Source organism: Streptomyces sp. Ru72 (genome assembly GCF_002920635.1).
GTDB lineage: Bacteria > Actinomycetota > Actinomycetes > Streptomycetales > Streptomycetaceae > Streptomyces.
Map to the genome: position 1 here is coordinate 57725 of NZ_PQSR01000025.1, position 20553 is coordinate 78277.

Genomic DNA, 20553 nt, shown 5'->3' on the forward strand with positions numbered 1-20553 from the left:
CCCCAGACTGTCCGAAGCCGGTGGGGCTGCTGTCGACGTAAGTTCTTCTTGGAGGCCGCAACCGTGTCAAAGCCGCCGTTCACGCACCTGCACGTCCACACCCAGTACTCGCTGCTGGACGGTGCCGCGCGGCTGAAGGACATGTTCAACGCGTGCAACGAGATGGGCATGACCCACATCGCCATGTCCGACCACGGCAACCTCCACGGGGCGTACGACTTCTTCCACTCCGCGAAGAAGGCCGGAATCACCCCCATCATCGGCATCGAGGCGTACGTCGCCCCCGAGTCCCGGCGCAACAAGCGCAAGATCCTCTGGGGTCAGCCGCACCAGAAGAGGGACGACGTCTCCGGTTCCGGTGGTTACACCCACAAGACGATGTGGGCGGTGAACAGGACGGGCCTGCACAACCTCTTCCGCCTGTCCTCCGACGCGTACGCCGAGGGCTGGCTGCAGAAGTGGCCCCGCATGGACAAGGGGACCATCGCCCAGTGGTCCGAGGGGATCGTGGCCTCCACCGGATGCCCCTCCGGCGAGGTGCAGACCAGGCTGCGCCTCGGCCACTTCGACGAGGCCCTGAAGGCGGCCGCCGACTACCAGGACATCTTCGGCAAGGACAAGTACTTCCTGGAGCTGATGGACCACGGCATCGAGATCGAGCGCCGGGTCCGCGACGGCCTGCTGGAGATCGGGAAGAAGCTCGGCATCCCCCCGCTGGTCACCAACGACTCGCACTACACGTACGCGCACGAGGCCGGCGCCCACGACGCGCTGCTGTGCATCCAGACCGGCAAGAACCTCTCCGACCCGGACCGCTTCAAGTTCGACGGCACCGGCTACTACCTGAAGTCCACGGACGAGATGTACGCCATCGACTCCTCGGACGCCTGGCAGGAGGGCTGCGAGAACACCCGGCTGATCGCGGAGATGGTCGACACCGAGGGCATGTTCCTCAAGCGCGACCTCATGCCCAAGTTCGACATCCCCGAGGGGTACACCGAGGTCACCTGGTTCCAGGAGGAGGTCCGCCGCGGCATGGAGCGCCGCTTCCCGGGCGGCATCCCCGAGGACCGCATGAAGCAGGCCGAGTACGAGATGGACGTCATCATCCAGATGGGGTTCCCGGGCTACTTCCTCGTGGTCGCCGACTTCATCATGTGGGCCAAGAAGAACGGCATCGCGGTGGGCCCCGGCCGTGGCTCGGCGGCGGGCTCGATCGTCGCCTACGCCCTCGGCATCACCGACCTCGACCCGATCCCGCACGGTCTGATCTTCGAGCGGTTCCTCAACCCCGAGCGCATCTCGATGCCCGATGTCGACATCGACTTCGACGAGCGCCGGCGCGTCGAGGTGATCCGGTACGTGACGGAGAAGTACGGCGCCGACAAGGTCGCCATGATCGGCACCTACGGCACCATCAAGGCCAAGAACGCGATCAAGGACTCCGCGCGCGTGCTCGGCTACCCGTACGCGATGGGCGACCGCATCACCAAGGCCATGCCCGCCGACGTCCTCGGCAAGGGCATCCCGCTGTCCGGCATCACCGACCCCAGCCACCCCCGCTACTCGGAGGCCGGCGAGGTCAGGTCGATGTACGAGAACGAGCCGGACGTGAAGAAGGTCATCGACACCGCACGCGGTGTGGAGGGCCTGGTGCGGCAGATGGGCGTGCACGCGGCCGGCGTGATCATGTCCAGCGAGACCATCACCGAGCACGTCCCGGTCTGGGTGAGGCACACCGACGGCGTGACCATCACCCAGTGGGACTACCCGAGCTGTGAGTCGCTCGGCCTGCTGAAGATGGACTTCCTGGGTCTGCGCAACCTCACGATCATGGACGACGCCGTCAAGATGGTGAAGGCGAACAAGGGGATCGACATCGATCTCCTCAGCCTCCCGCTCGACGATCCCACGACCTTCGAGCTGCTCCAGCGCGGCGACACCCTCGGCGTCTTCCAGTTCGACGGCGGCCCCATGCGCTCGCTGCTGCGGCTGATGAAGCCCGACAACTTCGAAGACATCTCCGCCGTGTCGGCCCTGTACCGGCCGGGCCCGATGGGCATGAACTCCCACACGAACTACGCGCTGCGCAAGAACGGGCAGCAGGAGATCACGCCGATCCACCCCGAGCTCGAGGAGCCGCTCAAGGAGGTCCTGGACGTCACCTACGGCCTGATCGTCTACCAGGAGCAGGTGCAGAAGGCCGCCCAGATCATCGCCGGCTACTCGCTCGGCGAGGCCGACATCCTCCGCCGCGTGATGGGCAAGAAGAAGCCGGAGGAGCTGGAGAAGAACTTCGTCATCTTCCAGTCGGGCGCCCGTAAGAACGGCTACAGCGACGAGGCGATCCAGGCGCTGTGGGACGTGCTGGTCCCGTTCGCCGGCTACGCGTTCAACAAGGCCCACTCGGCCGCGTACGGCCTGGTCTCGTACTGGACCGCGTACCTGAAGGCGAACCACCCCGCCGAGTACATGGCCGCGCTCCTCACCTCGGTGAAGGACGACAAGGACAAGTCGGCCGTCTACCTGAACGAGTGCCGCCGCATGGGCATCCGGGTGCTCCCGCCGAACGTCAACGAGTCCGAGTCGAACTTCGCCGCCCAGGGCGACGACGTGATCCTCTTCGGCCTCTCCGCCGTGCGCAACGTCGGCTCGAACGTCGTCGAGTCGATCATCCGCTGCCGCAAGGCCAAGGGGAAGTACGCGTCCTTCCCGGACTACCTGGACAAGGTGGAGGCGGTCGTCTGCAACAAGCGGACGACGGAGTCGCTCATCAAGGCCGGCGCCTTCGACTCCCTCGGCCACACCCGCAAGGGCCTGATGGCGCAGTACGAACCGATGATCGACAACGTGGTCGCGGTCAAGCGCAAGGAGGCCGAGGGACAGTTCGACCTCTTCGGCGGCATGGAGGAGGAGAGCAGCGAGCCCGGCTTCGGCCTCGACGTGACCTTCACCGACGAGGAGTGGGACAAGACCTATCTGCTCGCCCAGGAGCGGGAGATGCTCGGTCTGTACGTCTCCGACCACCCGCTCTTCGGCCTGGAGCACGTGCTGTCCGACAAGGCCGACGCGGGCATCGCCCAGCTCACCGGCGGCGAGCACGCGGACGGCGCGGTCGTCACCATCGGCGGCATCATCTCCGGCCTGCAGCGCAAGATGACCAAGCAGGGCAACGCGTGGGCGATCGCCACGGTCGAGGACCTCGCGGGCTCCATCGAGTGCATGTTCTTCCCGGCGACCTACCAGCTGGTGTCCACCCAACTCGTCGAGGACGCCGTGGTGTTCGTCAAGGGCCGCCTTGACAAGCGGGAGGACGTGCCCCGGCTCGTCGCGATGGAACTGATGGTTCCGGACCTGTCCAACGCGGGCACCAACGCCCCCGTGGTGCTCACCATCCCGGCCGTGAAGGTCACCCCGCCGATGGTGAGCCGCCTCGGCGAGATCCTCAGCCAGCACAAGGGCGACAGTGAGGTGCGGATCAAGCTCCAGGGGCCGCGCAAGACGACGGTCCTGCGCCTGGACCGCCACCGGGTCAAGCCGGACCCCGCCCTCTACGGCGACCTGAAGGTCCTTCTCGGCCCGTCCTGCCTGGCGGGCTGATCACCCGGAGTGACTCAGCGGACAAGGGGCGCACCCGAGAACGGGTGCGCCCCTTTTCTCTGCGTCGGCCCTCGCGCGCGGGCCTCGGCATCAGCCCTCGTGCAGGCGTCAGTTGTGGCCGAAGCTCTTCTGCTTCTTACGGGTAGCATCCGCCGGGCTGCCCGGGGCCTGCGCCATCGGAGACGTGTGCGCCTCCGCCGCGGGCCGCTGCTCCTGCGCCTGCTCGGCCTTCGGGGAGCGGTTCTGCGGGCCGGCCTGCTTGCGGTTCTTGTTCTTGGCCATGGTGATGCCTCCTGTGGGGACTAGGGGCCAGGGCCGGGACCAGATTCACATAGCCTGACATCAACCGCATGTCGGACAATTACCCTGCGTGACACAGTCCTTCGCGGTCCGGTCCCGCGGATACGCCACGCCGAAGATCGAGTTCCGGCCGTTAACCTCTCCGCCGTCGGGCAGACTCGAAGCAAGCCCGAAGCAAGCCCGAAGCAAACCTCCCGGAAAGAGGGTGGATCGCGTGGACCGCTGCATCGTCCTGGTGGATGCCGGGTATCTGCTCGGAGCTGCCGCCAGCCTCCTCGCCGGGGAACCGTCGAGGTCCCGGATCACCGTCGACCACGCCGCCCTCATCCAGGGACTGCGGGAACGCGCCGAGGTCGACACCGGGCGGCCGCTGCTGCGCATCTACTGGTTCGACGGCGCTCCCGACCGCGTACCGCAGCCGGAGCACCGCCGGCTGCGCGTGATGCCCCGGGTGACCGTGCGCCTGGGCGCGCTGACCCGCAGCGACGGGCGGTGGGCGCAGAAGGGCGTCGACGCCGCGATGCACGCCGAGCTGACCGAGCTGGCCCGCAACCGCGCGTGCTCGGACGTCGTGCTCGTCACCGGCGACGGGGACCTGCTGCCGGGCATGATGGCCGCCAAGGAACACGGGGTCGCCGTGCACCTGTGGGCCGTGCAGGCCGCGGACGGCGACTACAACCAGTCCGAGGACCTGGTCGCCGAGGCCGACGAGCGACGCGTGCTCGACCGGGCGTGGATCACCCAGGCCGTACGGCCCAAGGAGCCGGGCGGGGTGTGCGCGCCGCCGCCCGCGCCCCGTCCGGAGATCGCCGCGATCCTGTCGGCGCCGCTGCCCGAGTCGGCGCTCACGGCCGCCACGGAGCGGTCCGCCGCCGAACCGGAACACGGCACTGCGGCCGCGTCGCAGAACGGCACCCAGGAGCGGGTGCCGGTCACCAAGGGCGTACCGACCCCGAAGGACCTCGCGGCGCTGCGGGCACCCGGGACGCACACCGCGCAGCAGCCCGCCGGTGCGACGCTGCGCTGGTCGTCCGACAAGGGCTGGGTGGACCGGCCCGTCGCGGCCGAGTCGCCGGAGGCAGCCTCGCTGCCGACGCTGGCGCAGCTGACGACCGCTGAACAGCGGTGGGCGGACCGCGAGGAGGACATCACCACGGTCGGCGGCGACCCCTACGAGGTGGGACAGGTGTTCGCCCGGCGGTGGATCTCCCGCCTGGCCGACCCCTCCCACCTGCAGAAGCTGTCGGGGATGTACCCGCGGGTGCCGCACCGCATCGACGGAGAACTGCTGCGGTACGCGGCCCGCTTCGGCCTGCTCGCCCACAAGGACGACCAGATCGACGAACACGACCGGTACGCGATCCGGGCGGGTTTCTGGCGGGAGATCGACCAGCGCACGGGGGCGGAGGCGCCCGCCGGCGAGTGAGGCGGAGGTGCCCGTCGGGGAATGACACACCGCTTCGGCCCGCGGTCTCCGCGGGCCCCGGGAACCGCTCGGCGGGCGGTACCCCTTACTCTCGTCCTTTGTGAGCAAGCGCAGCGCAACGGCACCACGGCACAGTGACGACGTCGTGTGCGCCGTGCGCGGGCTGACCAAAACCTATCCGGCGGTACGGGGGCGGCGCGGCGCGCCCGGGACGCCGGAGGTGCGGGCCACCGACGACGTACGGCTGGACATCCGGCGCGGCGAGATCTTCGGACTGCTCGGACCGAACGGCGCCGGCAAGTCCACCCTCCTGCGTCAGTTGACCGGACTGATGCGACCCGACAGCGGCAGCGTGGAGATCCTCGGGCACGACATCGTGCGCCACCCCGAACGGGCCGCCCGCATCCTCGCCTACCTCGGCCAGGAGTCCACCGCCCTCGACGAGCTGACCGTCTCCCTCGCCGCCGAGACCACCGGACGGCTGCGCGGGCTCGACCTGCGGCACGCCCGCGAGGCGCGGGACGCCGTCCTCGACGAACTCGGGCTCGCACCGATCGCCTCCAGGCCGCTGAAGAAGCTCTCCGGCGGTCAGCGCCGGCTCGCCTGCTTCGCCGCCGCGCTGATGGGGGAGCGGCCGCTGCTGGTGCTCGACGAGCCGACCACCGGCATGGACCCGGTCGCTCGCCGTGCCGTGTGGGCCGCTGTGGACCGGAGGCGGGCCGAGCTCGGGACGACCGTCCTGCTGGTCACCCACAACGTCATCGAGGCGGAGACCGTCCTCGACCGGGTCGCCGTCCTCGACCGGGGCCGGATCATCGCCTGCGACACCCCGGCCGGGCTCAAGGAGCGCGTCGCCGGGGAGGTCCGCGTCGAACTCGTGTGGCGGGAACGGGCGCCCCTGGAGGTGCCCGAGGTCGCCGCGCTGCGCACCCGCGCCGTGGAGTCCGGGCGCCGCTGGTCGCTGCGGATGGCTCCCGAGGAGGCGCGCGCGGCCGTCGCCACCGTCACCGGGGGCGCCGCCTTCGCCGCCCTCGACGACTTCACACTGGCCACGCCCAGCCTGGAGGACGTCTACCTGACGCTCGGCGGCAGCGGTCAGGGGCTGGTGAAGGCATGAGCGCGACGGCCGCCGTGTCCGTATGGAGTCCCGTGGGGAGCCCCGCAAGGACCTTGGGGAAAACGAAGAGGAGCAGCGCGAGGTGAGTGTCGTACCCGCCGGGGTTCTGCCCGGCGCCCGGGCGACGGACGACGGTGCCGTGGACGGCGCCGCCCTCGGGCCGCGGGCGCGGCTGTGGCCGTCGATGGCCGCCGTGTACCGGGCCCAGCTGTCCAGGGCGAGGGTCGCACGGATCCCGCTGCTGTTCGTTGCGACGTTCCAGTCGATCGGCATCATGATCATGATGCGCGGGGTGGTGAGCGGCGGCGGGAGCGACGCCTGGTCCGTGGTCGCCGGCTCGTCCGTGCTCGTGGTCGCGTACGTCGGTCTGAACCTGCTCGCCCAGTACTTCGGCCAGCTGCGCGGCAGCGGCGGGCTCGACCACTACGCCACGCTGCCGGTGCCGGCCGCGGCGGTGGTGCTGGGCGCCGCGGCGGCGTATGCCTCCTTCACCGTGCCCGGGACCCTGGTGACCGCCGTCTTCGGGTGCGTGCTCTTCGGCCTGCCACTCGCCCACCTGTGGGTTCTCGCGGCGGTGATCCCGCTGGCCGGCGCCGCGCTGTCCGGGCTCGGCGCCGCGCTGGGCCTGCTCGCACCGCGGCCCGAACTGGCCACGCTGCTCGGGCAGTTGGGCATGTCGGCGGCGCTGTTGCTGGGCGTGCTGCCGGCGCACCGGATGCCGGAGGCCATTCAGGTCGCGCGCGACCTGCTGCCGTCGACGTACGGGGTGGAGGCGTTTGCGCGGACCTTCGGCGGGCATCCGGACTGGGCGTTCGTCCTCGGCGACCTCGGCGTGTGCGCCGCCGTCGGGGTGGCCTCGCTGGCCCTGGCGACCTGGGCGTACCGCCGGGCGGCCGTCCGGTGACGCGGCTGACAGACACGCCTGGCAGGATGTGAAGGTGACCGCTCCGTTGACTCCGCCTCCGCCGCCGCATGAACAGTCCCCGCACTCTTCGCACGAGGCGTGGCACGCCGTGTCCGAGCCTGTGGGGATCGGGCCGGCACCGCACGGTGCCACGGCCGTCTACGGGGCGGACGGGCCCGGTATGAAGACCGAGGTGCGCGAGGCGGCCGTGATCACGGTGGGCGTCGCGCTCGCCGGGGCGCTGCTCGGGGTGCTGTGGTGGTGGCTGGCGCCGCATGTGCCGCTGGTGGCGGACAAGGTCGACGGCAACTGGGTCGTCTATCTGAAGGACACCGAGGGCGAGCAGGCGATCGGGGTGGACGGGACGTTCACGCTCCTCGCGGCCGGTTTCGGTGTGCTCAGTGCGCTGGTCGTCTTCCTCGTGCGCAAGCGGGGCGGGGTGCCGCTGGTGGTGGCGCTCTGTGTGGGCGGACTGCTGGGGTCGCTGCTCGCGTGGCGGTTGGGGGTCTGGCTGGGTCCCCCGCACAACGTCATCGCGCACGCCAAGGCCGTGGGCAAGGGAGTGACGTTCTCCGCCCCGCTGAAGCTCGGGGCCAAGGGGGCGCTGCTGGCGTGGTCGGTGGCGGCGCTGGTGGTGCACCTGGGGCTGACGGCGCTGTTCGCTCCGCGGGATCCCGATCCGTACGGGTCGGCTGCGCCGCAGGCGTAAGAGACCGCCGAGGGTGGCCGACGGCTTTTTCACCCCCGCCGCCCCTGCCCTTCCCGTCCCTGGGGACTGCCGCCCCCGGACCCCCGCTTCGGCCTCACGGCCTCGTCCTCAAACGCCGTGCGGGCTGATTCAGCCCGCCCGGCGCCTTGATGGTGAGCGGTGGTCACGCCGGCCGGTGGCCGTGGTTGGCGTGGCCCTTCTTCATGCGCCATTTGCGCTTGCGTGTCCTCTTCGACATATTTCCGTACTAGCCGAGGACGGGCCGTCCGTCGAGTGGTCAGGCACGGGCGATCGGTGCCAGCGTCGCCTGCGTGAGCTTGGCGAGGTCCTCGGGGGACAGTTCCACCTCCAGACCCCGGCGCCCGGCGGACACGCAGATCGTGGTGTGTGAGGACGCCGACTCGTCCAGCACCGTGGGGAGCTTCCTGCGCTGGCCGAGAGGCGAGATGCCGCCGCGTACGTAGCCCGTCGTACGCTCCGCGAGCACCGGGTCCGCCATCGCCGCCCGCTTGCCGCCCACCGCTGTGGCCAGCGCCTTCAGGTCCAGCGAACCCGCCACCGGGACCACCCCGACCACGAGTGCCCCGTCCACGTCGGCCACCAGCGTCTTGAACACCCGGTCGGGGGAGACCCCCATCGCCTCGGCCGCCTCCTCGCCATAGGACGGGTGGGACGGGTCGTGGTCGTAGGCGTGGACCGTGAACTCCACTCCGGCCGCCGCCAGGGCCACCGTCGCCGGTGTCCCTCCGGGCTGCTGCTGCTTCTTCGACTTCTTCGCCATCCGGCCGTTCCCGTTCCCGCCCCGTTCCCACGAAGCGTTCGTGTCAGTTCATGCTCGTCGGCGTCCGCGTCAGCTCGGTCGCCGGCAACGACGGCAGGTTACGGATGATGGCCGTCTCCGAGCGAAGCAGTTTCAGCTCGTCGCGCAGGCGGGAGGCGGTGTCGGGCGCCTGCAGCAGCCGCTGCTTCGTCGGCGTGTCCAGCATCACCGCGGCCGCCACCAGGTACGACACCACGGCCGGTTCGTCCGGGAGGTCGGTACCCGCCGACAGGGACCTCTCCCGCGCGCCCGCCAGCCGTTTCTGGTACTGCCGGAACGCCCGCAGCACCCCCTCGGCCAGCGCGCCCGCCTCGTCGCCCTGTTCCTCCGGCAGCTCCTCCAGCTCGGCCGTCAGATACGGGCCGGAGGTGTCCACCGAGAGCACACGGACGCGGGTCGTGCCCGTCGCCAGGACTTCGAACGAGCCGTCGGCCCGCTCCCGGATCGTCGCCGCGTCCGCGATACAGCCCACCGCGTGGAACGCCTTGGCCGGGTCGGACCCGAAGCCGGCCGCGGGCCCGCGCTCGGGCAGCGCGGTGGGATCCGGCATGCCCGGCGCGCTCGGCGCCACCTCGTGGCCGTCGCGGATGGCGACGACGGCGAACCGGCGCGGTTCGTCCTCGGGGATCTTCAACAGGTCGCGCATCAGGGCGCGATAGCGCTCCTCGAAGACGTTCAGCGGGAGCACGAGCCCCGGGAACAGCACCGAGTTCAGCGGGAAGAGCGGGAGCCGGACGGTGGTCACGACCCGAAAGCCTAATGGTCGCAGCGGGGCCTGTGGCCGGTGCGGTCGTTCAGGTGCCCGATCGGCTGCCTGCCGGGGGGAGGGATGAGCGGCAGAAGCCGCTCGGGCAGATGCGGTGGAACCGGCGACGCCACCGCCCGTCGTACCGCCTCCCGCACGTGAAGGAACCGGCCCAGCGGGTCGTCGCAGATCCGGTCCCAGGGGAACGACGTGGCGTACGGGCCGATCATGCGCAACTGCGTGAGCGCGTCCTGCCAGCGCTCCAGCCGGACCAGGACGAAGACGAGGAGATTGCGGATCTCCGCGGGCCACGGGTCGGCGGCCGCGAACCGCGACGACAGCGCGATGGCCCGGTCGGCCGCCGCGTCCAGCCGTCCCCGGGTCACGACGACTCCGTCGCCCTCCGTGAGGTACTTGAACGCGGCCCGCACGGGCAGCGCCTGCACCAGGGAGCCCGGCGGGGCGTCCTGCGCGGCGGTCTCGGCGAAGTCGAAGCACTCCCAGTGCGAGTCGCCGGGCCTGTGCGGAGTCGTCCCCCACTGCGCGCTGCACGCGGCCGACAGGTACTGCAGGGCGGCGACATGGCAGCCGTAGTGGTGCGGGGAGCGGCGTACGGCCTCGGCCCACAGCCGCTCGTACTGGCTGTGGCCGGCGTGCGCGCCGCGCGCGTGGTCGAGCGCCACCCGCCACGGCACCGGGTCCCGAGGATCGCCCTCGGTCGCCGCGGTGACCGAGGGACCGACCTTGCGCAGGAGTTCCACGCGGGCCGGCGACTCCCAGCAGCGGGCCACCGCGAGTTGGGCGCTGACCAACGTGGCGTCCGGATCGTTCGGGGCGGCGTCGTGCCAGTGCGTGAGCCATTCGTCGCGCGAGCGGGCGAAGGCGCCGAGCCGTGTCACGTAGCGGTCGCGGTCCTCCCACTCGGCGGCCCGACGTGTGGCCGCGAGCAGTTCGGCCGCCGGACCGTACTCGCCGCTTCCCGCCGCGACCAGGGCGGGTGCCAGGCGGTCGTCGGGCGCGTCGAGAAGGACCTCGTCGTCGGCGGGCAACCCGTCGGCGAGGCGGGAGGGGGTGCGAGCCATCCGTGGCGTACGGATGAAGGGGCGGAGCATTGCCATGGTGTCGACCATTGAAAAGCCGCAGGTCGGGGGAGCGCCAGCACAAATGCGTAACCCGCGTTTGGTTGTACGGGCGAAGTTCAAGAAAGAGTAAAAAGTAACCGTTTGGCTGCTGATGGACCCTATGCCCAGGCCCCTTCGGTCACGCGGGATCAACTGCGTCGCAGGAGCCTCGTGGCCCCCGCCGCGACCGTCGTGGCCAGTATCCAGCCGAGCAGGATCACCGCCGCCGACAGCCACTGCCAGGCCCCGTTCAGCCGCCACTGGCCCGCCTGGCCCAGATCGATGACCGGCAGCAGCAGGTCCAGAGCGAACAGGGAGGGGTTCCACGTCGGATGCCCGTCCTTGTTGACCGGTGGATGGCTCGCGTGCGAGAACGCGATCGACGCCGCCGCCCACAGCACCGCCATCCACACGGCGGCGCGGCCGGGCCGGTACCCGTAGGCGACCGTCCAGTCCTGTACGTACCCCCACAGCTTGGCCGCGAGCGGCAGTGTCTCGCGGCGGCGCCGCTGCTTGGCGAGCAGGACCTCGCGCGCGTCCTCGTCCTCGCCGGAGTTGCGCAGCACGGCCGCGAGCCGTTCGTACGGCTCCGGGTTGTACTCGGCGGTCGCCGCCGCCACCCACTCCAGACGCCGGGCGAGCGGGAAGGCGTCCTGCGGTACGAGGTTCTCGTAGGCGAAACCGCCCATGTGGAGATCGCCGAGGCCGGGCCAGCTGGTCCACCGGTCCACCAGGTTCACGATGCGGGCGCCCGAGAGGATCACCTTGCCCCGCTCGGGCCGGTCGCCCAGGAAGCGCAGCTCGGGCGTCTGGACCCGGCGCAGCGACAGTTCCTGGTCGTCGTCGAGGACGAACCGGGCCCGGTCCAGGTCGACCGCGTCCCCGAACCGCCCGTCGTCCAGCCGGATCCCGCCCCGGCACTCGAAGTGCTGCACCCGGGTGCCGCGCGCCGGTGTGGTGCCACTGCTCTGCAGCGGATTGCCGACGCCCGCCGGAGTCAGGTACAGGGTGCGCTCGACCGTCAGCTGCGGGGCGTTCAGTGCCAGCCGGGTGTACGGGCTGGTCAGCCGGGCGCCGCGCAGGCTCAGCGACACGCCGACCTTGGCGCTGCGCATGCTCAGCTCGCCGTACGCCTCCAGCATCTCCGCCTGCAGGTCCTGGCCGACGGTCAGCCCGTCCGCGGAGATGGAGCGGCCCCGCCGGTCGCGGTGGACTACGGCCTGGTTGAGCATCAGATCGGTGCCGATGTGCGCGTCCGTGAGCCGCACCCCGCCCTGGAACCGGCAGCGCGCCAGATGCAGGTCGCCCTCGGTGTGCACCCGCGCCGCCTCCAGACGCGGCACCGAGCAGTCCACGAGCCGCACGGTCGTGAAACGCGCCTCCGGCAGCAGCACCTCCCTCTCGAACCGGCAGCCGTTCAGCTCGACGTACGGCACGACCGTGCCGCCCGCGAGATCCAGGGTGTCCGTGATCCGGATGCCGGTCAGCTTCAGCGACGAGACCCGTCCCGCGAGCGCGGGCGGGCCGTCGAGGAGCAGCCAGGCCACGATCCGGGCCCGCACGGTGCGCCCCGGCCCCCAGGGCCGGTCGCCGTGCGGATCGTCCACGGCGGGGTCCCCTTCACGCAGGTCGTACTCGCTGCCGTTGCGGAACGCCTGCCACATCCCGGCCTCCGTCGCGGTCAGGCCGTCCGGCACGTCCTCGACACGGATGCCGGCACCCTCGGTCACGGTTCTTCCTTCCTCCCCCAGCTACTCGCGGGTTTCGTACGACCGTTCATGCCCGCTGTGTGACCGCCCGAACGCCGAAGGTGAAGGCGATCTTCCGCCCATCGCCACCACCCATCGAATCCGGCCACGCCGCCCGGCAGCCCTCAGGAGCGCTCCGCCCCGGCTGCGACACGCCGTGTCGTCCACGGATCCGTCCCCGGCCGCCGCGGCCGGCCGGCCCGCCACCGAGCCGTCCGCCCGTCCACGCTCTGTATCAGCCATTGATACGGCCGTCCGGCCCGTCGGCGCCGTCTGCGAGAATTGGGGCTGTGATCTCCCGAATCGATCTGCGCGGCGACGCCCTCCCGGAGGGCCCCGCCCTGCGCGACCTGCTGCCCCGAGCCGACTTCGACGTAGCGGCCGCACTGGAGAAGGTGCGTCCGATCTGCGAAGCCGTGCATCATCGTGGCGACGCGGCGCTGATCGACTTCGCCGAGAAGTTCGACGGAGTGCGCCTCACGTCGGTCCGGGTCCCGGCCCAGGCCCTGAAGGACGCGCTGGAGCAGCTCGACCCGGCCGTGCGCGCGGCCCTGGAGGAGTCCATCCGCCGCGCCCGTCTCGTCCACCGCGAGCAGCGCCGCAGCGCGCACACCACACAGGTGGTGCCCGGCGGCACGGTGACCGAGAAGTGGGTGCCGGTGGACCGCGTGGGTCTGTACGCGCCCGGCGGCCGGTCCGTCTACCCGTCGTCCGTGATCATGAACGTGGTCCCGGCGCAGGAGGCCGGTGTCGGGTCGATCGCCCTCGCCTCCCCGGCCCAGGCCGAGTTCGACGGCCTGCCGCACCCCACGATCCTCGCCGCCTGCGCCCTGCTGGGCGTCGACGAGGTGTACGCGGCCGGCGGCGCCACCGCCGTCGCGATGTTCGCGTACGGCACCGAGTCCTGCCCGCCCGCGAACATGGTCACCGGCCCCGGCAACATCTGGGTCGCCGCCGCAAAGCGCTACTTCACCGGCAGGATCGGCATCGACACCGAGGCCGGCCCCACCGAGATCGCGATCCTCGCGGACTCCACCGCCGACCCGGTGCACGTGGCCTCCGACCTGATCAGCCAGGCCGAGCACGACCCGCTGGCGGCCGCCGTCCTCGTCACCGACTCCGTCGAGCTCGCCGACGCCGTGGAGAAGGAGCTCGAGCCGCAGGTCGCCGCCACCAGGCACATCGAGGACCGGATCCGCCCGGCGCTGGCGGGCAAGCAGTCCGCGATCGTCCTGGTCGACGGCATCGACGAGGGCCTGCGCGTCGTCGACGCGTACGGCGCCGAGCACCTGGAGATCCAGACCGCCGACGCCGCCGCGGTCGCGGACCGTGTCAGGAACGCGGGCGCGATCTTCGTAGGTCCCTGGGCGCCGGTCTCCCTCGGCGACTACGCGGCCGGCTCCAACCATGTGCTGCCGACCGGAGGCTGCGCCTGCCACTCCTCCGGCCTGTCCGTCCAGTCCTTCCTGCGCGGCATCCACATCGTCGACTACACGCGGGACGCGCTGGCCGAGGTCGCGCACCACGTGGTGACGCTGGCGGACGCCGAGGACCTGCCCGCGCACGGCGCGGCGATCAAGGCAAGGTTCGGTTGGAAGGTGCCTGAGAGCAAGTGAGCTTCGGAATCGACGATCTTCCCGTCCGGGACGAGCTGCGCGGCAAGACCCCCTACGGCGCCCCCCAGCTCGATGTGCCCGTACGGCTGAACACGAACGAGAACCCGTACCCGCTGCCCGAGGCGCTGGTCGAACGGATCACCGAGCGCGTACGCGAGGCAGCCCGTGGCCTGAACCGCTACCCGGACCGGGACGCGGTCGAACTGCGTACGAAGCTGGCCGAGTACCTGACGAAGACCGGCGGGTACGAAGTCGGCCTCGAGAACGTGTGGGCGGCCAACGGCTCCAACGAGGTCATCCAGCAGCTGCTGCAGACCTTCGGCGGGCCCGGCCGCACCGCGATCGGCTTCGAGCCGTCGTACTCGATGCACGCGCTCATCGCGCGCGGCACGGGCACCGGCTGGATCCCGGGTCCGCGCAACGAGGACTTCACGATCGATCTCGCCGCCGCCGAGAAGGCGATCGCCGAGCACCGGCCGGACGTCGTCTTCATCACCACCCCCAACAACCCCACAGGCAACGCGGTCCCTCCCGAGACGGTCCTCGCCCTGTACCGGGCCGCGCAGGCGGCCAAGCCCTCCATGGTGATCGTGGACGAGGCGTACATCGAGTTCAGCCACGGCTCCTCGCTGCTGCCGCTCCTCGAAGGTCGGCCGAATCTCGTCGTCTCGCGCACCATGTCGAAGGCGTTCGGCGCCGCCGGCCTGCGCCTCGGCTACCTCGCCGCGCACCCCGCGGTCGTGGACGCCGTCCAGCTGGTCCGGCTGCCGTACCACCTGTCGGCGATCACCCAGGCGACCGCCCTGGCCGCCCTGGAGCACACCGACACGCTGCTGAAGTACGTCGAGCAGCTGAAGTCGGAGCGGGACCGGCTGGTCGCCGAGCTGCGCGCGATCGGCTACGACGTCACCGAGTCCGACGCCAACTTCGTGCAGTTCGGGCGGTTCCCCGACGCGCACGAGGCCTGGCGGAAGATCCTGGACAGGGGCGTCCTGGTCCGGGACAACGGCGTACCGGGGTGGCTGAGGGTCACCGCCGGGACCCCGGAGGAGAACGACGCGTTCCTCGACGCGGTCCGCGAGTTGCAGTGTCTGGTGGGGGACACCCCCACACCCGCGAAGGAGTACAGCGCATGAGCCGCGTAGGTCGCGTGGAGCGCACCACCAAGGAGACCTCGGTCCTCGTCGAGATCGACCTCGACGGCACCGGCAAGACCGACATCGCCACCGGCGTCGGCTTCTACGACCACATGCTCGACCAGCTCGGCCGGCACGGTCTGTTCGACCTGACCGTGAAGACCGACGGCGATCTCCACATCGACTCGCACCACACCATCGAGGACACCGCCCTCGCGCTCGGCGCCGCCTTCAAGCAGGCGCTCGGCGACAAGGTGGGGATCTACCGCTTCGGCAACTGCACGGTGCCGCTCGACGAGTCCCTCGCCCAGGTCACCGTCGACCTGTCCGGCCGCCCGTACCTCGTGCACACCGAGCCCGAGAACATGGCGCCGATGATCGGCGAGTACGACACCACGATGACCCGGCACATCCTGGAGTCCTTCGTCGCCCAGGCCCAGATAGCGCTGCACGTGCACGTGCCCTACGGGCGCAACGCCCACCACATCGTGGAGTGCCAGTTCAAGGCGCTGGCCCGGGCCCTGCGCTACGCCAGCGAGCGCGACCCGCGCGCGGCCGGCATCCTCCCGTCCACGAAGGGCGCGCTGTAAGCCATGAACGGCACCTCGACCGCACTGATCGTCGTCGGCCTGTTCCTCGCCGGCGGGATCATCTCCTTCGTCAAGCAGAAGATGCCCAAGAGCCTGATCGTGCTGCTGTCGATCGGCGCCGCACTGTGTCTCGTCGCGGGCGTCATGCGTCTGGAGGTGTGGAATTGAGCACCCCGAGCACTCCGCAGAAGACGTCGAAGACCTCTAAGAAGGTCGTCGTCTTCGACTACGGCTTCGGCAACGTCCGCTCCGCCGAGCGCGCCCTCGCCCGCACGGGCGCCGACGTGGAGATCACCCGCGACTTCGACCGCGCCATGAACGCCGACGGCCTGCTGGTGCCGGGCGTCGGCGCCTTCGCCGCCTGCATGCAGGGGCTGAAGGAGGCGCGCGGCGACTGGATCATCGACCGCCGGCTGGCCGGCGGGCGCCCGGTGATGGGCATCTGCGTCGGCATGCAGATCCTGTTCGGCCTCGGCATCGAGCACGGTGTCGAGACCGAGGGTCTCGCCGAGTGGCCCGGGCGGGTCGAGCAGCTCCAGGCCGACGTCGTGCCCCACATGGGCTGGAACACCGTCGAGGCACCGGCCGACTCCGAGCTGTTCGCCGGGCTGGACGCGGAAGCGCGCTTCTACTTCGTGCACTCCTACGCCGTCCACGACTGGCAGCTTCAGACGCACAACCCGGCGATGAGCGCCCCCAAGGTGACCTGGTCGACGCACGGCAAGCCGTTCGTGGCGGCCGTGGAGAACGGCTCCCTGTGGGCCACGCAGTTCCACCCCGAGAAGTCCGGCGACGCCGGCGCGCAGCTGCTCACCAACTGGATCGGAACCCTGTAGAGACATGGCCAAGCTCGAACTCCTCCCCGCCGTCGACGTCCGCGACGGCCAGGCCGTCCGCCTCGTGCACGGCGAGTCCGGCACGGAGACCTCCTACGGCTCCCCGCTGGAGGCCGCCCTCGCCTGGCAGCGGGCGGGCGCCGAGTGGCTGCACCTGGTCGACCTGGACGCCGCGTTCGGCACCGGCGACAACCGCGCGCTGATCGCCGAGGTCACGAAGGCGATGGACATCAAGGTGGAGCTGTCCGGGGGCATCCGCGACGACGACACCCTGGCCGCCGCACTGGCCACCGGCTGCACGCGCGTCAACCTCGGCACGGCCGCCCTGGAGACCCCCGAGTGGGTCGCCCGGGTCATCGCCGAGCACGGCGACAAGATCGCGGTGGGGCTGGACGTCCGCGGCACCACGCTGCGCGGCCGCGGCTGGACCCGCGACGGCGGCGACCTCTACGAGACGCTGGAGCGCCTCAACAAGGAGGGCTGCGCGCGGTACGTCGTCACCGACATCGCCAAGGACGGCACGCTGCAGGGCCCGAACCTTCAGCTGCTGCGCAACGTCTGCGCGGCGACGGACCGCCCGGTGGTCGCCTCCGGCGGTGTGTCGTCGCTGGACGACCTGCGGGCGATCGCCGACCTGGTCCCCGTGGGGGTTGAGGGCGCGATCGTCGGGAAGGCCCTGTACGCGAAGGCGTTCACCCTGGAAGAGGCCCTGGAGGCTGTGTCGTCATGACGTCGGAAGCCGTACGGCGTGTGCAGAGCGGAAGTCCCTGGGAAGAGTCCTTCGGTTTCGCGCGCGCCGTCGCGGTCGGCGACCGCGTCCTGGTGGGCGGCACGACGTCCTTCAAGGGCAGCGTGCTGTACGGGGAGGGCGACCCGTACGAGCAGGCGAAGGTGGCGTTCGCCAGCGCGCTGGAGGCGATCGCCGAGTTCGGTCTCGGGGCTGAGTCGGTGATCCGGACCCGGATGTTCCTGACGCATCAGCGGGACGTGGACGAGGTGGGCCGTGCCCACAAGGAGCTGTTCGACCCGGTGCGCCCGGTGACGACCCTGCTGGTGGTGGAGGGTTTCGTCGACCCGCGCATCCTGGTGGAAGTGGAACTGGAAGCCTTCAGAGGCTAGAAGCAGCAAGAGGAGCCGTGGATTCATGACCCTGGCGGTCCGAGTCATCCCCTGCCTGGACGTGGACAACGGCCGGGTCGTCAAGGGCGTCAACTTCCAGAACCTGCGCGACGCGGGCGACCCCGTCGAGATGGCGAAGGTGTACGACGCCGAGGGCGCCGACGAGCTGACGTTCCTGGACATCACCGCCTCCTCGGGCAACCGGGAGACGACGTACGACGTGGTGCGCCGCACCGCCGAGCAGGTGTTCATCCCGCTGACCGTCGGCGGCGGGGTGCGGACGGCCGAGGACGTGGACAAGCTGCTGCGGGCGGGCGCCGACAAGGTGGGCGTCAACACGGCCGCGATCGCCCGTCCGGACCTGATCCGGGAGATCGCGGAGCGCTTCGGCCGCCAGGTCCTGGTGCTCTCGGTGGACGCGCGTCGAACCGGGTCGGGTTCCTTCGAGGTGACGACCCACGGCGGACGCCGCGGCACCGGCATCGACGCGGTCGAGTGGGCGCACCGGGCGGCCGAGCTGGGCGCGGGCGAGATCCTGCTGAACTCGATGGACGCGGACGGCACGAAGGACGGCTACGACCTGGAGATGATCGCGGCCGTCCGCAAGCACGTCACGGTCCCGGTGATCGCCTCCGGCGGCGCCGGGGCCCTGGCCCATTTCCCCCCGGCGATCGCAGCGGGCGCGGACGCGGTGCTGGCGGCGTCGGTCTTCCACTTCGGGGACCTGCGGATCGGAGAAGTGAAGCAGACGTTGCGGGAGGCGGGGCATCCCGTGAGGTGACGCTGCCCCGGGCCTCAGGCCCCGGTCGCCGCCGGGTGGCCGGGGCTCTTTCACGGGCAGATGCGAAAGGAAAGTTGCGCAAAAAATATTGTGCAACTTTTCTTTCCTGTCTACTGTGGCGGGCATGGCTCGCAAGAAGGATCGCCGGATCGACGACGTGGGCACGCTGAAGGCGCTCGCGCATCCCTTGCGGATGAGGCTTTTCCGGGCGCTGTACCTCGAGCGGGTGGCCACCGCCTCACGGCTCGCCGAACTGGTCGACGAGGCCGTGTCACTGGTCAGCTACCACCTGCGCAAGCTCGCCGAGCACGGGTTGATCGAAGAAGCCGAGCCGCAGAGCGAGGACGGACGCGAACGCTGGTGGCAGCCCGCGTCGGACGGGGTCAGCATCCATGAAGAGGATTTCAGGGACGCTCCGGAGAAGGTCGCCGCGCACACCGCGGCCTCCCGGCTCTTCTACGAGCAGCGCGGCGAGCTCTACCTCCGCCACCTCGACGAACGCCCCCACTGGGGCCCCGAGTGGAACAGCGCCGCCATCGACTCCGAGTACCTGCCGCGCATGACGGCCGCCGAACTGGCCGACCTCTCCCGCGAACTGGACGCGCTGATCAGAAAACACAACGAGCAGGCGCGCGCCCGCGCGGCCGCCGGCGAGACCGAAGGGCGCGAGAACGTGGCGCTGCACGTGTACGGATTTCCCTTCCGTCCCTGAGAGAGGCCACCGTCTTGACCACCGTGTCCGCGTTACCCGCCGATCGGCAGGCCACCGAGCGTCCCGCCCACCGCGACCGCAACGTCCTGCGCTGGCTCGCCGCCTACACGTCGTCCATGATCGGCGACACGGTCTACTACATCGCTCTCTCCTGGGCGGCCGTCCAGGGAGGGACGCCGTCGCAGGCCGGAGTCGTCATGGCGGTGAGCGCCCTGCCGAGGGCGCTGCTCCTGCTGGGCGGGGGAGTGGTCGCCGACCGTTTCGGGCCCCGGAAGGCCGTCATCGGCAGTGACGCCGTGCGCTGCGCAGCCGTCCTCGCGGTGGCAGGCCTGTTGTTCGCCACCACCCCCGGCCTGTGGCCGCTCACCCTGCTGGCCCTGGTCTTCGGCACCGTGGACGCGGTGTTCATTCCCGCAGTGGGCGCTCTCCCCGCACGCCTGACCGAGCGGAGGCAGCTTGCGCGCGTGCACGGCATGCGAGGGCTTGCCAACCGGTTGGCGTACGTCATGGGCGCCCCGCTCGGTGGCCTGGGGGTGGCGGTCGGCGGCGCGGCGGCCGCCTTCGCTCTGGCCGGGCTGCTGATCGCGGTGTCGGTACCGTTGCTGATCTCCGTACGGATACGGGAGCTGCCACCGGACGACGCACCCCGCGCCGACGACACCACTGCCTGGCGCGACCTTCTCTCGGGTCTGCGCCACATCCGTCGCCACCGCGTTCTCGCCCCGCTGATGCTGGCCATCGCTCTCGGCGACCTCGGCTTCGTCGGACCGCTCAACGTCGGCCTGACGCTGCTGGCCGAAGAGCGCGGTTGGGGCGCCTCCGGCCTGGGCTGGGCCGTGGCCGGCTTCGGGGCCGGGGCCGGAGCCGCCTCCCTCTTGCTGGCCGTGCGCGGGCGGCTGCCCCACGCGGGACGCGTGACCGCGTACGCGGCCTTCGCGGGTTCCGTGGCGATCGGTGCCTTCGCCTACGTGCCGACGGTCGTGGCCGCTGTGGGGGTGGCCCTGCTCATCGGCCTCCTCGCCGGACTCAGCGGCGCCATGTGCGGCGCCCTGCTGCAGACCCAGGCCGCCCCCGCCTACCAGGGCCGCGTCACCGCCGTCTCCAGCCTGGTCAGCCTCGGCCTCGCCCCGCTCAGCATGCCGCTGTGCGCCGCCGCCATCGGCGCCTGGGGCACCGGTCCGGTGTTCGTCGTCAGCGCGGCGGTCTTCGGGCTGGCCGGGGTCGTCGTCCTGGGCTCCCGCGACCTGCGCCAGGCCGAACTCCCCCGGTGATC

20 protein-coding genes are annotated in these 20553 nt (G+C 70.9%); 15 read left to right on the plus strand and 5 right to left on the minus strand.

Features of this window, described 5'->3' with window-relative positions; all coding sequences use genetic code 11:
- The first annotated feature begins 63 nt into the window (after window positions 1-63).
- Window positions 64-3600, plus strand: coding sequence for a DNA polymerase III subunit alpha (dnaE, locus tag C3488_RS14925; RefSeq protein ID WP_103839889.1), 3537 nt, complete (start codon window positions 64-66; stop codon window positions 3598-3600).
- A gap of 108 nt (window positions 3601-3708) precedes the next feature.
- Here the strand turns inward: dnaE and C3488_RS40510 are convergent, their stop codons facing one another.
- The gene (locus C3488_RS40510; RefSeq protein ID WP_181139022.1) at window positions 3709-3882 is read right to left on the minus strand and encodes a hypothetical protein; all 174 of its coding nucleotides are present in this window, start codon (window positions 3880-3882) and stop codon (window positions 3709-3711) included.
- A 232-nt stretch (window positions 3883-4114) separates the two neighbouring features.
- On the opposite strand from C3488_RS40510, the gene C3488_RS14930 reads away from it, so the two are divergent.
- The 4 genes from C3488_RS14930 to C3488_RS14945 all read left to right on the plus strand — a co-directional run bounded on the left by C3488_RS14930 (window position 4115) and on the right by C3488_RS14945 (window position 8056).
- On the plus strand, window positions 4115-5326 hold the full coding sequence (locus C3488_RS14930) for an NYN domain-containing protein (protein ID WP_103839890.1): 1212 nt from the start codon (window positions 4115-4117) through the stop codon (window positions 5324-5326).
- 145 nt (window positions 5327-5471) lie between these two features.
- On the plus strand, window positions 5472-6443 hold the full coding sequence (locus C3488_RS14935; RefSeq protein ID WP_103839891.1) for an ABC transporter ATP-binding protein: 972 nt from the start codon (window positions 5472-5474) through the stop codon (window positions 6441-6443).
- Between the two features lie 82 nt (window positions 6444-6525).
- A complete protein-coding gene (locus tag C3488_RS14940) occupies window positions 6526-7347 on the plus strand; it encodes an ABC transporter permease (protein ID WP_103839892.1) in 822 nt (273 codons plus the stop codon).
- 34 nt (window positions 7348-7381) lie between these two features.
- Complete coding sequence (locus tag C3488_RS14945; RefSeq protein ID WP_103839918.1) at window positions 7382-8056, plus strand: DUF2567 domain-containing protein; 675 nt, start codon at window positions 7382-7384, stop codon at window positions 8054-8056.
- A 277-nt stretch (window positions 8057-8333) separates the two neighbouring features.
- Here C3488_RS14945 and ybaK read toward each other — a convergent pair whose 3' ends face one another.
- The 4 genes from ybaK to C3488_RS14965 all read right to left on the minus strand — a co-directional run bounded on the left by ybaK (window position 8334) and on the right by C3488_RS14965 (window position 12472).
- Window positions 8334-8837: a Cys-tRNA(Pro) deacylase gene (gene ybaK, locus C3488_RS14950; protein ID WP_103839893.1), complete on the minus strand. Its 504-nt coding sequence runs from the start codon at window positions 8835-8837 to the stop codon at window positions 8334-8336.
- Between the two features lie 43 nt (window positions 8838-8880).
- Window positions 8881-9621, minus strand: a complete 741-nt coding sequence (locus tag C3488_RS14955; protein WP_103839894.1) for an LON peptidase substrate-binding domain-containing protein — start codon at window positions 9619-9621, stop codon at window positions 8881-8883.
- An 11-nt stretch (window positions 9622-9632) separates the two neighbouring features.
- On the minus strand, window positions 9633-10751 hold the full coding sequence (locus C3488_RS14960) for a hypothetical protein (protein ID WP_103839895.1): 1119 nt from the start codon (window positions 10749-10751) through the stop codon (window positions 9633-9635).
- A 140-nt stretch (window positions 10752-10891) separates the two neighbouring features.
- Complete coding sequence (locus C3488_RS14965) at window positions 10892-12472, minus strand: oxidoreductase (RefSeq protein WP_103839896.1); 1581 nt, start codon at window positions 12470-12472, stop codon at window positions 10892-10894.
- Window positions 12473-12780: 308 nt separating this feature from the next.
- On the opposite strand from C3488_RS14965, the gene hisD reads away from it, so the two are divergent.
- From hisD to C3488_RS15010, 10 genes are all read left to right on the plus strand, one after another.
- On the plus strand, window positions 12781-14106 hold the full coding sequence (hisD, locus tag C3488_RS14970; RefSeq protein ID WP_103839897.1) for a histidinol dehydrogenase: 1326 nt from the start codon (window positions 12781-12783) through the stop codon (window positions 14104-14106).
- Window positions 14103-15242 carry a histidinol-phosphate transaminase gene (locus tag C3488_RS14975; protein WP_103839898.1) on the plus strand — a complete coding sequence of 380 codons (1140 nt, stop codon included), beginning with the start codon at window positions 14103-14105 and terminating at the stop codon, window positions 15240-15242. Before hisD ends, C3488_RS14975 begins: the two co-directional genes overlap by 4 nt.
- Window positions 15239-15832 (plus strand): imidazoleglycerol-phosphate dehydratase HisB, encoded by a 594-nt coding sequence (gene hisB / locus C3488_RS14980; protein ID WP_100825690.1) that lies wholly within the window; start codon window positions 15239-15241, stop codon window positions 15830-15832. The genes C3488_RS14975 and hisB overlap by 4 nt, the downstream gene beginning before the upstream one ends.
- 3 nt (window positions 15833-15835) lie before the next feature.
- On the plus strand, window positions 15836-16000 hold the full coding sequence (locus C3488_RS40515) for a hypothetical protein (protein WP_181139024.1): 165 nt from the start codon (window positions 15836-15838) through the stop codon (window positions 15998-16000).
- The gene (gene hisH, locus C3488_RS14985) at window positions 15997-16668 is read left to right on the plus strand and encodes an imidazole glycerol phosphate synthase subunit HisH (protein WP_103839899.1); all 672 of its coding nucleotides are present in this window, start codon (window positions 15997-15999) and stop codon (window positions 16666-16668) included. Before C3488_RS40515 ends, hisH begins: the two co-directional genes overlap by 4 nt.
- Window positions 16669-16672: 4 nt before the next feature.
- Window positions 16673-17398, plus strand: coding sequence for a bifunctional 1-(5-phosphoribosyl)-5-((5-phosphoribosylamino)methylideneamino)imidazole-4-carboxamide isomerase/phosphoribosylanthranilate isomerase PriA (gene priA, locus C3488_RS14990; protein ID WP_103839900.1), 726 nt, complete (start codon window positions 16673-16675; stop codon window positions 17396-17398).
- Complete coding sequence (locus C3488_RS14995) at window positions 17395-17787, plus strand: RidA family protein (protein WP_103839901.1); 393 nt, start codon at window positions 17395-17397, stop codon at window positions 17785-17787. The genes priA and C3488_RS14995 overlap by 4 nt, the downstream gene beginning before the upstream one ends.
- Window positions 17788-17812: 25 nt before the next feature.
- Window positions 17813-18568 carry an imidazole glycerol phosphate synthase subunit HisF gene (hisF, locus tag C3488_RS15000; protein ID WP_103839902.1) on the plus strand — a complete coding sequence of 252 codons (756 nt, stop codon included), beginning with the start codon at window positions 17813-17815 and terminating at the stop codon, window positions 18566-18568.
- Window positions 18569-18692: 124 nt separating this feature from the next.
- A complete protein-coding gene (locus C3488_RS15005) occupies window positions 18693-19280 on the plus strand; it encodes a transcriptional regulator (protein WP_103839903.1) in 588 nt (195 codons plus the stop codon).
- A gap of 23 nt (window positions 19281-19303) precedes the next feature.
- The gene (locus C3488_RS15010) at window positions 19304-20551 is read left to right on the plus strand and encodes an MFS transporter (RefSeq protein ID WP_103839919.1); all 1248 of its coding nucleotides are present in this window, start codon (window positions 19304-19306) and stop codon (window positions 20549-20551) included.
- Window positions 20552-20553 lie beyond the last annotated feature (2 nt).

Coding starts and splice junctions, on each gene's coding strand:
- hisF (WP_103839902.1), top strand. CDS start 17,813: ATGACCCTGGCGGTCCGAGTCATCCCCTGCCTGGACGTGGACAACGGC.
- C3488_RS15005 (WP_103839903.1), top strand. CDS start 18,693: ATGGCTCGCAAGAAGGATCGCCGGATCGACGACGTGGGCACGCTGAAG.
- C3488_RS40510 (WP_181139022.1), bottom strand. CDS start 3,882: ATGGCCAAGAACAAGAACCGCAAGCAGGCCGGCCCGCAGAACCGCTCC.
- hisB (WP_100825690.1), top strand. CDS start 15,239: ATGAGCCGCGTAGGTCGCGTGGAGCGCACCACCAAGGAGACCTCGGTC.
- ybaK (WP_103839893.1), bottom strand. CDS start 8,837: ATGGCGAAGAAGTCGAAGAAGCAGCAGCAGCCCGGAGGGACACCGGCG.
- C3488_RS40515 (WP_181139024.1), top strand. CDS start 15,836: ATGAACGGCACCTCGACCGCACTGATCGTCGTCGGCCTGTTCCTCGCC.
- C3488_RS14960 (WP_103839895.1), bottom strand. CDS start 10,751: ATGGTCGACACCATGGCAATGCTCCGCCCCTTCATCCGTACGCCACGG.
- C3488_RS14995 (WP_103839901.1), top strand. CDS start 17,395: ATGACGTCGGAAGCCGTACGGCGTGTGCAGAGCGGAAGTCCCTGGGAA.
- priA (WP_103839900.1), top strand. CDS start 16,673: ATGGCCAAGCTCGAACTCCTCCCCGCCGTCGACGTCCGCGACGGCCAG.